Genomic DNA, 12,732 nt, shown 5'->3' with positions numbered 1-12,732 from the left:
GTGGGCCTGCCGCTGGGGGTACCTCCCAGCGGTAGCTGGGGGAGGCCTGCAGGCCGCCCCTGTCAAGCGCCGAGGGGACCCACACACCACGGGACCCGCCCCCGAAGCGAGCCGACCGAAGCCCCCGCCCCCCACGCTCAACCCGGGCCGACGACCCTTCCAACAACCCGGGCCCCGACCTTCGTACAACCGAGTGCAAGCCGGCTCGCCCCCCCACAAACCCTCTGCCCGCCCACACCCCCCACCCTCAGGACGGCACCAGCGCCGGACTGAGGGCTGGCTCGGGTGCCCGCTCCGGGGCCGTCTCCACGTCCACGTCCACGTCCGCGGCCGGGGCGAGCACCGGTGTCGGCGCCGCCACGGGCCCGGGCTCCGGACGCAGGATGCGCACCGGCTGCAGCGGGGCGGGAGCGGCCACGGCCACGGGGAGGACGAACCACACCAGCTTGCCGACATGGGTGCCCGCCGCGTTCACCAGCGGACGCGCTCCCCACGACTCGCTGACCGCCTCCACCAGCGCGAGCCCCCGCCCGCTGGTCTCCAGCGGGTCCGAGGCGCGCACTTGGGGGAGCCGGGGGTCGGCGTCGCGCACCGAGACCGTGAGCCGGTCGAAACGCAGCTCGAGCTCGACGGTGCAGGACTTGTCGGGTCTGGCGTGGCGGTGCACGTTGCTCAGCAGCTCCGTGACGCCCAGCGCGGCCCGGTCGATGAGCGGGTCCAGCTGCCAGTAACGCAATTGCGCAGAAACGATTCTGCGCACCTGGCCTATGCGCGCGGGCAGAGCCTGGAGCTCCACCGCGCAGTGCCTGCTTCGATGACTGATCACGGCTGCGACTCCCCGAAAATGCGGTCCGGAAGAAGACGAAGATCCGATCCAGCACGTGCTGACTGCTGCGAAGACGGTCCCGCGCGGGCCCGGTCGGCCGGCGCTGACGCTCGCGCCCGGCCCGGTCCGCGCGACCCGGTTCACACGGTCACCGAGGGTGCACCCTGGGTGACGTCCATCCAGCGTCACCCAGCGCGGACGCTCATGCAACTCACGGCCACCGGAACCCGAACCCAAGCGAACCCGAACCCAAGCCCGAACCCAAGCCCGAACCCGAACCCAACCCGAAGCCCCCCGCCCCGACCCAGGGCCCGCCCCCGCCCCCGCCCGTCAGTCCCGTGCCGCCCGGGCCCGGTGCACGGCCTCCACCAGCCGCGCGGCCGGCATCCGCAGCCGGTAGCGCCTGCCGTCGAGCCGCGCCACCGCGGCACCCCGGCGGGCCAGCCACGAGCGGGTCGCGCTCACCGCGCCCAGCGGTGCGCTGTCGATCTCGCGGTCGCTGCTGGTCAGCAGTTGGAGCCGGCCGTCGCGGATGAGCACCTTCCCGGCCCGGGTCAGCGCCCGCGGCCACCGCTCGATCCGGACACCGGTCGCCGTGAACTCGGGTTCGGCCATGGTCGGTTTCCCCCCTTCGACGCCCCTGTGGCACCGTCCGGGTGCCCTGCGTCACAGGCAGTCTGCCCCTCATGGCCGCCCCGCACCAGGGGGCGTACCACCGCCGCGCACCCCGTGCGCCCCCGGCGCGCGCCCCCTCTCAAAGCGATCCCGATAGACCCCCAAAGTAAGCGTTTGTGCAGGTGGGAGAGGTACATTGCGAGTCGGGGGAACCGCCGCAACAAGGAGTAAGGCTCATGAGTACGACCGGACAGTCCGGGGTCGCCGCCCCGCTCGGGACCGTGGACGTGGACCGCAGCGACGCCGACTACCGGACGTGGCTGAAGGAGGCGGTCCGCAAGGTTCAGGCCGACGCCAACCGCTCGGCCGACACCCACCTCCTGCGCTTCCCCCTGCCGGAGGAATGGGGCATTGACCTCTACCTGAAGGACGAGTCCACGCACCCGACGGGCTCCCTCAAGCACCGCCTCGCGCGCTCGCTGTTCCTGTACGCGCTCTGCAACGGCTGGATCCGTCCGGGGCGTCCGGTCATCGAGGCCTCCAGCGGCTCCACCGCGGTCTCCGAGGCGTACTTCGCCAAGCTCATCGGCGTGCCCTTCATCGCCGTCATGCCCCGCACCACCAGTGCCGAGAAGTGTCGCCTGATCGAATTCCACGGCGGGCGCTGCCACTTCGTCGACGACCCGATGAAGATGTACGAGGAGTCCGCCACGCTCGCCACCCAGACGGGCGGGCACTACATGGACCAGTTCACCTACGCGGAGCGCGCCACCGACTGGCGCGGCAACAACAACATCGCCGAGTCGATGTACCAGCAGCTGCGCCTCGAGCGCTACCCGGAGCCGGCCTGGATCGTCGCGACCGCCGGCACCGGCGGCACCTCGGCCACCATCGCCCGCTACGTGCACTACATGCAGCACGACACCCGGATCTGCGTGCCTGACCCGGAGAACTCGTGCTTCTTCGAAGGCTGGACGGACGGCAACCCGGACGCCCGGAGCGACTGCGGCTCCCGCATCGAGGGCATCGGTCGGCCGCGCATGGAGCCGAGCTTCGTGCCCGGTGCGATCGACCGCATGATGAAGGTCCCCGACGCGGCCAGCGTCGCCGCCTGCCGGGCGCTGGAACAGGCCATAGGCCGCAAGGCGGGCGGTTCGACCGGCACCGGCCTCTGGAGCGCACTGAAGATCGTCTCCGAGATGGTGGCCGAGGGCCGCACCGGCAGCGTGGTCACCCTGCTGTGCGACCCGGGCGACCGCTACCTCGACAAGTACTACTCGGACGCGTGGCTGGCCGAGCAGGGCCTGGACGTCTCCCCGTACGCCAAGACCATCGAGACCCTGCTCACCACGGGCGTCTGGCGCGAGCCCACGGACTGAGCGCCCACGGACCGCCAGCCCACGGACCGCCAGCCCCACGGCCCGCCCCCCGTCGCCCCGCCCCCCGGCGGCCGTCAGCCGGGTACCGGCCCCAGGCGGCGGTCCAAGGCCCGGACGGCATCCCGGAACGAGCGCCCCAGCCCCGGTCGGGCCAGACCGAGGGCGGTGCGGAAGGGCGCTGCCCCGGCGGCCGCGAAGGTCCACCGCACCCGTGTGCCCGAGGCGGCCGGGGCGAGCCGCCACTCCTCCAGCAGCGCGTGCAGGCCGGGTACGTTCGTCTCGTCCACCCGGTACGCGTACCGCAGTTCGGGGTCGGCCGCCATGATCGTCTCCTGGAACCGGACCCCGCCCATCAGCCGTATCTCGCGCCCCGCGCCGCCGTGCGTGGGGCGCGCCCGCGACACCGCGCGGAACCACGCGGGCCACGCCTCGACCTCCTCGGCGAGCGCGCGGTAGACGGCCTCGGGCGCGGCCGCCGCCTGCGCCGCGAAGACCAGGCGCACGGGCGCACTGTCGATGAAGTCGAGGCCGACGGGCCTCAGTCGGCGTGTCATGTGTCCCACCCCTGTCCGTACGGCCGGATGACCCGAGCACCCTATCTGTCGGGGCGTCAGGTGTCTGCGCGCCCCCGGGACTGGGCAGTTCGGGCCGGGAACGGGATCCTTGTGGCACACCGTCAGACCGGACCGCCGCCGGACTGGAGGACCGCCCATGGTCCAGGAACCCTCCCCGCCGCCCCCGAAGCCCGTACCGTCCTCGCCGCCCCCGAAGCCCGTACCCTCCCCGCCACCCCCGAGGCCCGTACCGTCCCCGCCCGCGCTCGAACTCCTCGTCCACGGCGTCGGCGGGGCCGACCCCGAGGACCTGCTCGGCGACCCCCGTACGGTCCGCGTCACGGGGGACGCGACGGCCGCCGTGTTCCGCCGCGCCGACGACGTGGACGCCGAGGCGCGGCCGCGGCACCCGCCCGGCGGGCCGGTCCCCGAGGCCTACGTGTGGTCCCGCCTGACGTCAGGGAACGGCGCCCGCGCCCTGTGGCTGCTGCTCCTGCCGTTCATGGTGGTCAACCTCGCCCACTGGGCCCGGCCGGCGGCCCCGCGCGGCGGGTGCGCGGTGCGCGCGTACGGCGTCCTCGTCCGGCTCGTCGCACTCAGCCTGACCGTGCTGCTCATCGCCGCCGCCGGCGAGGTGGCCCTCGACCTGGTCGCCTGGCAGTGCGCCGGTACCGCGCACTGCGCCGCCGCCCGTTCCTGGCTCGGCTTCCTCGACCCCGGGCGGCACGGCTGGTGGTCGCAGCCCGGCCGGCGGCTCGCCCTCGCCGCCCTCGTACCCGCGGCCCTGACCGGCCTGCTCTGGTACCTCTCGAACCGCACGTGGAGCGCGTACGAGTCCCAGCGCCCGCCGGAACCCGAGCGCACGCGGTCCGAGCCCCACGCGGCCGCGACCGGCACGTACGCGGTGGACGAGCCCCCGGCCCTCGGTCGGCCCGGGTTCTGGTACGGCCGCCGGCTCGTGGCCCGGTTGCGGGCCGCACACACCGCGGCCGGACTGCTGACCGTCGCGGCCGCCGTGACCGCCGCGCCCGCCGCCCACGACCGGGCCCCCGGCGGCAGCCCGGTACTCGCGGCGGCCGGCCGGACGCTGGAGGTGCTGCTCGTCCTCGGTTTCGGCGTCGTCGTGGCGGTGGTGTGCCGCCGTGGCCGCGCGGAGGGCCGGGCCGACGAGCGGATCGACCGGGCCGTGGTGACCCTGCTGCCCGGCTGCGCCCTCGCCCTGCTCGTCCTCGGCCTCTGCTACGCGGCCTGGTCGCGGCCGGACTGGACCTCACGGGGCCGGCTCGCCGGCGACCTCACCTTCGGGCTCCTGATGCTCGCCCAGGGCTTGCTGGTGGTCGCCCTTGCCGTGGTGGCCCGCCACCTGCACCGGCGTGCCCCGGACCCGCGGGCGGCCGTCCTGCGCGGTCTGGGCGGTCCGGCCGTCGCCATGCTCGCCTGCGCGCTCGGCGGGGTGATGACCGGCGGGGTGGCCCAGCGCGTGGCGGACTGGCTCGACGGGGCCGCCACCCCCGGCACCGCGGGCGCGCCGCTGCCCGGGCCGCCGGTGCTGCTGTCCTGGCAGGCCACCGTCCTGCCGTTCCTGCTGGTGGTCCTGCTCGTCCAAGCCGTGGGGTCCGGCGCGGGCTGGCTGCGGGCCCGGCGCCGCCGGGCCGCCGGCATCGCCGCCGAATACCCCGGCGAGCAGCCCGACCCGGCCCGTAGCCGTGCGATCGCCGGCACCCGGGCCGCTGCCGCGCTCACCGACGCCGTGCCCCGGTCCGTCGCCGCGATCGCCGTCTCCACCCTGCTGCTGGGCGCAGGGGCCCTCGTGATGGGCCGGCTCACCGGGGCCGTGCCTGTCGAGGCCGCCCGGGGCGCGCACCCGGCCGTCGTCGCCGTCGCGAGCGGCGCCCAGGCCCTGGGCTCGTGGCTGATCGGCTTCGGCTTCCTCGCCTTCGTCACCTGGGGCCGGCGCGCCTACCGCGACGCGGCCGCCCGCCGGACGATCGGCATCCTGTGGGACGTGGGCACGTTCTGGCCGCGCGCCGCCCACCCGTTCGCCCCGCCCTGCTACGCCGAGCGGGCCGTACCCGACCTGATCTGGCGGATGGCGACCTGGACCGGGCGCACCCGCGGCCGGCTGGTCATCTCCGGCCACTCGCAGGGCAGCGTGCTGGCCGCCGCCGCGGTGTGGCAGCTGCCGCCCGACCTGCGCGGCCGGGTCGCGCTGCTCACGTACGGATCACCGCTGCGCCGGCTGTACGGGCGCTGGTTCCCCGCGTACTTCGGCCCGGACCGCCTCGCCGCCCTGCACGCGGACGTGCACTGCTGGCGCAACCTGTGGCGGGCGACCGACCCGATCGGCGGTCCGGTCCAGGGCCCGGAGGCCGCGTGGGCGACCGTCGGGACCGGCCCCGAGGAGGCGGTGGACGCGGGCCCGCTGAAGGACCCGCTCGCGTACGGGCGCACCCCCGAACACCCGCTGCCGGCCCCTGTCCTGGGCCACTCCGACTACCAGGCGGACCCGGTCTTCGCGGCGGAGCGGGACGCCCTGCTGTGCCGGCTCGGCGGGGCGGTACCGGGCCCGCGCACCCCGGCGTCCGACGAACCGGGTGATCCGGCCGACTCCGCCGACCTGCGCGATCCGGTCGCCCCGGGCCACCGCGTCACCCCCCGTGCCCCGGTCAGCACACCCGTTCCGCTCCGCACACCCGTTCCGCTCAGCACACCCCTCCCGCTCAGCACACCCGTCCCGGTGGACACACCAGCCCCCGGCATCCCGCCCACCCCGCCGCCCGCTCCGCTCACGGAGCCGGCGGGAGGTCCTCCGGGAACAGGAGGGTGAGCTCGTCCGTGCCGGCCTCCAGCAGCTGCGCCACGCGGCCGGCGTGCCGCTCGACCATGGCCTCGAAGGTCTGCCGGGCGGTGCGCCCGTTGCCGAAGGCGGGACCCTTCGGCAGCCGCGTGAAGTACGTGAGCAGGGCGTCGCCGGTTCCGTCCCCGAGCCGGTACTCGTGCTCGTCGGCCTGCTGCTCGACGATCCGCAACAGGTCGGCGGGCTCGTAGTCGCCGAACGTGATGGTTCGTGAGAACCGGGAGGCCACGCCGGGGTTGACGGTCAGGAACCGCTCCATCTCCGCCGTGTACCCGGCGACGATCACCACCACCTCGTCCCGGTGGTCCTCCATCAGCTTCACCAACGTGTCGATGGCCTCGCGGCCGAAGTCCCGCCCGGAGTCCTCGGGCGCCAGGGCGTACGCCTCGTCGATGAACAGGACCCCGCCCCGGGCCCGGTCGAAGGCCTCCTGGGTGCGGATGGCCGTCGACCCGATGTGCTCGCCGACCAGGTCCACCCGGGACACCTCCACCAGGTGGCCGCGCTCCAGCACGCCGAGGGAGGCCAGGATCTCCCCGTACAGCCGGGCCACGGTGGTCTTGCCCGTGCCCGGGGATCCGGTGAAGACCAGGTGCCGGCGCACCGACGCGGCCTTGAGCCCGGCCTGCTGCCGACGCCGTCCGACCTCGATCATGTCGGTCAGCGCCCGCACCTCGCGCTTGACGCTGTCGAGCCCGACCAGCGAGTCGAGCGCACCCAGCACCTCGTCCGAGCGGCGCCCCGCCGCCTCGTCCGGGTCCGGCCGAGGCGCGGGTACGGACACGCCGGTGCCGGTGCCGGTGCCGGTGCCCGTACCGCTGCCGACGGCTGCTGCGGGCGTCCCGGCGGTCGCGGACGGAACCCGTTCGGCGGTCGCGGTCAGCCGCCCGGCCGACGCCCCCGGCGGGGCGATCGACGGGGCGACCGGCGCGGTGTCCGCTGCCCGGTGGACCGCGCTCTCGTCGCTGGTGCAGCCCTCCACCAGGGGCCCGTCCTCGGAGAACTCGTACCCGCCGCGCGCGCACCGCTCGGTGTGGCAGCGGGTCAGCGTCGTCCGGCAGCCGTCGATGACGTGGAAGCCGAAGCCGCCGCTGCCGGTGACCCGGCAGCCGTCGAAGGTGCCCCGGCCGCCCGCGGACACGTAGAAACCGGCCTCGGCGGCCGAGGTGACGGTGCAGCGCTCCACGGTCGGATCGGCGCCCTTGGTGACGATCACGCCCGTCTGCACCGCGTCGACGGTGCAGTTGGCGAGGACGCCGCCGCTGCCGTGGTCACGGAACCAGGCCCCCGTGGTGGCCTCCCGGATCCGGCAGTCGTCCAGCTGCGCGGTGGCGCCGTCGCTCACCGACACGGCCGTGTTGCGCACCTGCGTCAGGTCGCTGTCCACCACGTCCGCGCGCGAGCCACGGTCCAGGACGAACACCGCGTCCGGTACGTCGTGAACCCGGCAGGAGTCGAGCGAGGCGGTGGCGCCGTCGCTGATCCACACCGCCGGGTAGTCGCCCGTACTGTCGTGGATCTCGCAGCCGTCGGCGTCCACGCGGGTGCCCGGGTCCCACACCGACAGGCCGTTGCGGCCGAACCGGCGCACGGTGGTGCGGCTGAGCGTGAGCACCGAGCGCGAGCGCAGGTCGACGGCGTTCTCCGGGATGTCGTGGATGTCGCAGCCGGACAGCGCCAGGACGGCGTCGGTGTCCAGCGTGACGCCGTCCGCGGCCGTGCGGTGCACCGCGCAGTCCGTCAGCCGGGCCACCGCCCGTGCGGCCACCTGCACGCCGGTGCCCCGGATCTCGTACACCTCGCACCCCAGCGCCTCCAGGCCCGAGCCCTCGCCGGTGACGCTCAGGCCCGCGCCCGAGGAGTGGTGCACCCGGCAGCGCTCCAGTCGCGGGTGGGCGCCGCCGCGCACGGCGACGCCCGCCTGGCCCGCGCCGGTGACCTCGCAGTCCTCGAACACCCCGCCGCCGCCGTCGAGTACGGCGATCCCGACCCCGGCCGGGTTGTCGACCGTGCAGCGGCGCACCACGGGCCGACCGGTGCCGCGCACCTCGATGCCGGCCGCGGACCGGGTGACCACGCGCAGGTCGGACAGCTCGGGGGAGCCCTCCTCGACCAGCAGCGCGGGGGCGGCGGTGTCCTGACCCTCCAGGCGCAGGTCCTGGACCACGGCGGAGGCGCGCACGGTGAGCGCGACCCCGTCGACCGGGGCGATGCGGACGGCGCCGGGGGAGCCCTCGGGGCCGCGCAGGGTGACGGCGTGACGGAGCACCAGGTTCTCGCGGTAGGTACCCGGGGCGATGGAGAGCACGTCCCCGTCGCCGGCGGCGGCCAGGGCCGCGGCCAGTGTGGGGTACTCGCCGGTGCGGCGGCGCCACCGCGAGGTGCCGCCGTGTGTGACCTGGACCGTGCCCTGTGCCATGGTGCTGCGCTGCCCCCACCCTCGTACCGATGCTCGTGCGCGTCCGCCGGAACGGGCCGCCGGACGGCCGGGCGGGCGGTGCGACCCGGACCGGCCGGTCCACCGTAGCGCGCGCCGGCCAAGGCGGTTGACAGCTCGGTCACCCGGTCGGGTCCGGTCGGGACCGGAGCGGACCGGTCAGCTGCCGGCGCCCGTGCGCCCCCAGTCCGGGCCGACCGACGCCCAGGCGCGGTCCAGTTGTGCGTACCGCCGGTGCGTGAGCCTGCGCACCACCAGCCGCCGCAGCGTCTCGGCGAGCGCCGCGACGACGGCCGCGGCCGCGATCCCGGCCAGGGCCGCGTGCGCGACCGCCGTGCCGGAGTCGAGCGGTCGGGGCACGATCCGGCCGTGGCCGTCCGTCCACAACGGCACGTCCTGGCCCGTCCTGAGGGGCTCGGCCCGCTCGTCGGCGGCCAGCGTGCCGCTGTGCCGGGTGCCGTCGGGCGCGGTCCAGGCCGCCAGCACCTGCGGCGGGGCGGGGGACTGGCGCAGGGCGGCGGCGTCGGTGGAGACGCCGCCGGGCGGCGGGGCGGCGAGCGGGCGCACCACCACCGCGTGCACCAGGGTGCGGTCCGCCGCCTGCTCGCGTACGGCCGCCTGGAGCGTGCGGTCCACGCGCAGACCGGCGAGGGCGCCGGCCGCGGGGGCCAGGAGCAGGAGGCACGCCAGGGCGGCCAACGCCACCCACGCCTCGACCAGATCGGTCCGGCGGCAGAGCGGATTGCGCCGCCAACGCCAGACGCCCGTCACGGTACGCACGTTCGGCACCCCCTTCGCGCTCCGTCCCAGCCTCCCCCACGGTCGGCGGCGGCGCATCCGGGACGGGGGACGCGCACGCCGACGGCACAACGAACGCGGCCGCCCCGCGGTTCCCGTTCGTCGCAGCCGGTTTCCGTACCGTCGCACTCGGTTGTCCGGCCGCCGGTTCGCGCGGGCGGCGGGCGGCGTCCGCGCGGCGCTACTCGAGGACCCGCACCTCGTCGCCGGTCCGGACCGTCCCCAGGGTGACCGGCACCAGGAGCTGTCCGAAGATCACCTGGCTGCCCTGTCGGCGGTGCCGGGCCAGGGAGCGCAGGGGCTCCTTGCCCCGCTCGGCGGTCTGCTGGTCCGTGGTGGTGACCACGCAGCGGCCGCAGCTGCGGGCCACCCGGAACTCGACCCCGCCGATCGCGAGCCGCCGCCACCCGTCCTCGGCCCAGGCGGTCGCGCCCGCGACGACGACGTTCGGCCGGAAGCGGTTCATGGGCAGCGGGCCCTCGGAGGCCCGGTCGCCCTGCGCGACGAGCGCGTTGAGGGCGTCCAGCGAGGCGAGGGTGGCGACGAGCAGCGGGTACCCGTCGGCGAGGCTGACCGTCTCGCCCGGCAGGGCGAACTCCGGGTCCACCGGCCGCCGGTGCTCCGGTTCGTCGAGGTGCACCAGCCGTGCCGGGACACCGAGGTAGGCGCTGAACCAGGCGTGCGCCGCGGGGTCCGCGAGCCGCCCCTCCACCTTCTTCCCGAAGATGAGGAAGGGCACGACCTCGCCCGCCGCGGGAACCTCGACCGTCAGCCCTTCGAGCCCCGGACCCGCCAGCGCCACCGCGCCGCCCCCCAGCGGCCGTGCGGTGGCCAACGCCAGCCGGGGCTGCTCGCGTTGCGTGATGACCTTCGAGTCCGCGCCGAGCACCGCCCACCGGCGGTCCGCCGCCAGCCCCCAGGGCTCGACGGCCGCCTCCTGCAGGTCGACGCCCCTCAGGGACTTGACGGGGTGGATGTGGATCGACTGCACACGCATGTTCGACATGAGGGCATCCTGCCAGGTGGTCAAGCCCGGCCGGATGCCCTCGAGTCGTACGACGTGTACCCCGTGCTGCCCGCGTGGATCAGTAGCCGCGTCCCTGGTACGGGCGGCCGTACGGGTCCTCGTACCCGCCGGGCGCGGCGGGGGCGGGGGTCATCGGGCGCGGGGCCGCCGGGCGCATCGCCTCGTACCCGGTGGTCGCCACCGGGCGGGGCGGCTGCTGCGGCGCGTACCCGCGCGGGGCGGGCTGCTGCTGCGGGATGTACGGCGCGGGCGCCTGCTGCAGCGGTACCGGCTGCGGGGCCGGCTGCTGGTACGGGTAACCGTAGCCGCCGGTGGCGTTGGCTGCAGCGCCCTGGTACGCCGGGACCGGCGCGGCGGGCAGCGCCGGCAGGGCGGCGGGGAGGGCGGGCAGGTTGCTGACCGGAGCGCTGGTCGGGTACCCGCTGCTCATGGGCTCGTACATGGCGGGTACCCGGATCGGTGCGATCTGGGGAGTGCCCCGCTCGGCGACGAGAGAGTCGTAGATGGGGGTGTCCGTGAAGGACGGCGCGGAGTAGTAACCGCCGCCGTAAGAGGCGCGGGGGGACGTCATGGACATAAGTTAAGCCCACTGGTTCACCCGGTCTATAGCCCGGCCGCGGGAACACCCCCCTGACCTGCAAATTCGCAGGTCAGTGGCGCTCTGTTCGCTTGACGCACACGTGTACGTTTCGTCCGCTGCGTCCCTTCTTGCTCCCACTCGTACCGGTGGGTAGGGGGGCGGGTGTGACGCCTTGTCAAGTGTGCGTCGCCGACCGTGACCTTGTATGACGGGGTGTCGGATCCCGGTCTTCACCGGTTGTTCACCGTCCCGGAACCGGAACGAGAGCCGGAAGCGGAATCGCGCACCCGGCCGGAAGCGGAACCTGGATCCGGGGTGGAAGCGGAACCGGGAGCCGGCCCGGCCCCGGCCCCGTCAGGCGTCGGCCCCGGCCCGGCCCCGGCCCCGGCCCCGGTCAGGCGTCGCTCGGCCGCGGGTACGTGCGCCCCTTCCAGGCGGCGCCCCGCCCCCGGTAGTGCTGCACCGCCGAGTCCACCGTCATCAGCAGGTAGAGCAGGGCGGTCAGCGGCAGCAGCGGCGCGAGCGCCGCGGACTGCCGGTGGTAGCGCAGCATCGGCAGGTAGGTTCCGGCCATCACCAGCCACGCCAGCCCGCCCGTGGCCGCCAGGGCCGGCCGGCCCCCGGCCAGCCCCGCGGCCAGCGCGGCCGGCGGCACGAGGTACACCAACGTCAGGCCCGCGACCGTGCCCGCCAGCAGGGCCGGGCTGTGCCGGAGTTGGGCGTACGCACTGCGCGAGACCATCCGCCAGAGATCGCCCAGGGCGGGGTAGGGCCGGACGCTGTCCACCCGCTCGGCCAGCCCCAGCCAGATCCGGCCACCCGACCGCTTCACCGCACGGGCGAGGGAGACGTCGTCGATGACGGCCTGCCGGATCGAGTCCGGTACGCCCGCCCGTACCGCGGCCTCCGTGCGCAGCAGGACGCAGCCGCCGGCCGCGGCGGCGGTCCGGGCACCCGGCCTGTTGACCCGTCGGAAGGGGTAGAGCTGCGCGAAGAAGTAGACGAAGGCCGGGACGACCAACCGCTCCCACAGCCCGGCCGTGCGCAGCCGTGCCATCTGCGAGACCAGGTCGAGCCCCGCGGTCTCGGCCGCCGACACCAGCTCGCGCAGGCTGCCGGCCTCGTGTGCGATGTCGGCATCGGTCAGCAGCAGGTACGCCGGCTCGCCGCGCGGGCCGGAGCGGGCGAGGGCGATCCCGTGGCGCAGCGCCCAGAGCTTCCCCGTCCAGCCGGGCGCCGGCTCGCCGGGGGAGGTGACGGTCAGCGGCAGGCCGGGGTGCTCGGCGGCCAGGCGGCGCGCCAGCTCACCGGTGCCGTCGCGGCTGCCGTCGTCGACGAGGTAGAGCTCGGCCTCGCCGGGGTAGCACTGGGCGAGCAGCGAGGACAGGCTGCGGGGCAGCACCTCGGCCTCGTCGCGGGCCGGTACGACGATCGCGACGGACGGCCAGGCCGCCGGCTCGCGGCGCGGCGGCAGCCGGACGTCGGTCCGCCAGAACATGCCCTGGCCCAGCAGCAGCCACGACCAGGCGGCCAGCGAACCGAGGGCGGTCACCATCAGGACGGTGGGGGCGCTCACCCCCCGCAGTGTGCCGGAACCCGCCGTCCCCGGCCGCCCCGACAGGCCGGCCCGCCCCCGCCGCGCGCGGATCGGCACGCAGT

General features: G+C 75.5%; 10 protein-coding genes. 2 read left to right on the top strand and 8 right to left on the bottom strand.

Translation table 11 applies throughout. The features are described 5' to 3' along the window. Nucleotides 1-247: 247 nt before the first annotated feature. Nucleotides 248-826, bottom strand: a complete 579-nt coding sequence (locus tag IF43_RS0132265) for an ATP-binding protein (RefSeq protein WP_078910622.1) — start codon at nucleotides 824-826, stop codon at nucleotides 248-250. A 330-nt stretch (nucleotides 827-1,156) separates the two neighbouring features. Further along, a complete protein-coding gene (locus IF43_RS0132260) occupies nucleotides 1,157-1,441 on the bottom strand; it encodes a hypothetical protein (RefSeq protein WP_051796593.1) in 285 nt (94 codons plus the stop codon). Between the two features lie 236 nt (nucleotides 1,442-1,677). Here IF43_RS0132260 and IF43_RS0132255 point away from each other — a divergent pair, with 236 nt between their 5' ends. Further along, nucleotides 1,678-2,820, top strand: coding sequence for a PLP-dependent cysteine synthase family protein (locus tag IF43_RS0132255; protein WP_030209164.1), 1,143 nt, complete (start codon nucleotides 1,678-1,680; stop codon nucleotides 2,818-2,820). 74 nt (nucleotides 2,821-2,894) lie between these two features. On the opposite strand, the gene IF43_RS0132250 is transcribed toward IF43_RS0132255, so the two are convergent. Next, nucleotides 2,895-3,374 (bottom strand): SRPBCC family protein, encoded by a 480-nt coding sequence (locus IF43_RS0132250; protein WP_030209161.1) that lies wholly within the window; start codon nucleotides 3,372-3,374, stop codon nucleotides 2,895-2,897. A gap of 157 nt (nucleotides 3,375-3,531) precedes the next feature. Between IF43_RS0132250 and IF43_RS0132245 the strand changes: the two genes are divergently transcribed. Next, on the top strand, nucleotides 3,532-6,201 hold the full coding sequence (locus tag IF43_RS0132245) for a hypothetical protein (RefSeq protein ID WP_063753434.1): 2,670 nt from the start codon (nucleotides 3,532-3,534) through the stop codon (nucleotides 6,199-6,201). On the opposite strand, the gene IF43_RS0132240 is transcribed toward IF43_RS0132245, so the two are convergent. The 5 genes from IF43_RS0132240 to IF43_RS0132220 form a co-directional block, all read right to left on the bottom strand. Beyond that, a complete protein-coding gene (locus IF43_RS0132240) occupies nucleotides 6,161-8,650 on the bottom strand; it encodes a right-handed parallel beta-helix repeat-containing protein (RefSeq protein WP_030209155.1) in 2,490 nt (829 codons plus the stop codon). The two genes, IF43_RS0132245 and IF43_RS0132240, sit on opposite strands and share 41 nt — an antisense overlap. A 177-nt stretch (nucleotides 8,651-8,827) precedes the next feature. Then, nucleotides 8,828-9,448 carry a hypothetical protein gene (locus IF43_RS0132235; RefSeq protein ID WP_030209151.1) on the bottom strand — a complete coding sequence of 207 codons (621 nt, stop codon included), beginning with the start codon at nucleotides 9,446-9,448 and terminating at the stop codon, nucleotides 8,828-8,830. 199 nt (nucleotides 9,449-9,647) lie between these two features. Then, nucleotides 9,648-10,472: an MOSC domain-containing protein gene (locus IF43_RS0132230; protein ID WP_030209147.1), complete on the bottom strand. Its 825-nt coding sequence runs from the start codon at nucleotides 10,470-10,472 to the stop codon at nucleotides 9,648-9,650. A gap of 79 nt (nucleotides 10,473-10,551) precedes the next feature. Then, complete coding sequence (locus tag IF43_RS0132225; RefSeq protein WP_030209144.1) at nucleotides 10,552-11,064, bottom strand: DUF6643 family protein; 513 nt, start codon at nucleotides 11,062-11,064, stop codon at nucleotides 10,552-10,554. 403 nt (nucleotides 11,065-11,467) lie between these two features. Next, nucleotides 11,468-12,628 (bottom strand): glycosyltransferase, encoded by a 1,161-nt coding sequence (locus IF43_RS0132220; protein ID WP_030209142.1) that lies wholly within the window; start codon nucleotides 12,626-12,628, stop codon nucleotides 11,468-11,470. Between the last annotated feature and the right edge of the window lie 104 nt (nucleotides 12,629-12,732).

Origin of the sequence: Streptomyces sp. NRRL S-87, from assembly GCF_000719335.1 — a bacterium.
Taxonomy (GTDB): domain Bacteria; phylum Actinomycetota; class Actinomycetes; order Streptomycetales; family Streptomycetaceae; genus Streptomyces.
Note: the sequence above shows the minus strand (reverse complement) of the source record. Positions and strands in the feature narration are given on the sequence as shown.

Bases quoted from the DNA above. Each gene is read 5' to 3' on its own strand.
- IF43_RS0132260 (WP_051796593.1), bottom strand. From the start codon at position 1,441: ATGGCCGAACCCGAGTTCACGGCGACCGGTGTCCGGATCGAGCGGTGG.
- IF43_RS0132255 (WP_030209164.1), top strand. From the start codon at position 1,678: ATGAGTACGACCGGACAGTCCGGGGTCGCCGCCCCGCTCGGGACCGTG.
- IF43_RS0132250 (WP_030209161.1), bottom strand. From the start codon at position 3,374: ATGACACGCCGACTGAGGCCCGTCGGCCTCGACTTCATCGACAGTGCG.
- IF43_RS0132245 (WP_063753434.1), top strand. From the start codon at position 3,532: ATGGTCCAGGAACCCTCCCCGCCGCCCCCGAAGCCCGTACCGTCCTCG.
- IF43_RS0132240 (WP_030209155.1), bottom strand. From the start codon at position 8,650: ATGGCACAGGGCACGGTCCAGGTCACACACGGCGGCACCTCGCGGTGG.
- IF43_RS0132230 (WP_030209147.1), bottom strand. From the start codon at position 10,472: ATGTCGAACATGCGTGTGCAGTCGATCCACATCCACCCCGTCAAGTCC.
- IF43_RS0132225 (WP_030209144.1), bottom strand. From the start codon at position 11,064: ATGACGTCCCCCCGCGCCTCTTACGGCGGCGGTTACTACTCCGCGCCG.
- IF43_RS0132220 (WP_030209142.1), bottom strand. From the start codon at position 12,628: ATGGTGACCGCCCTCGGTTCGCTGGCCGCCTGGTCGTGGCTGCTGCTG.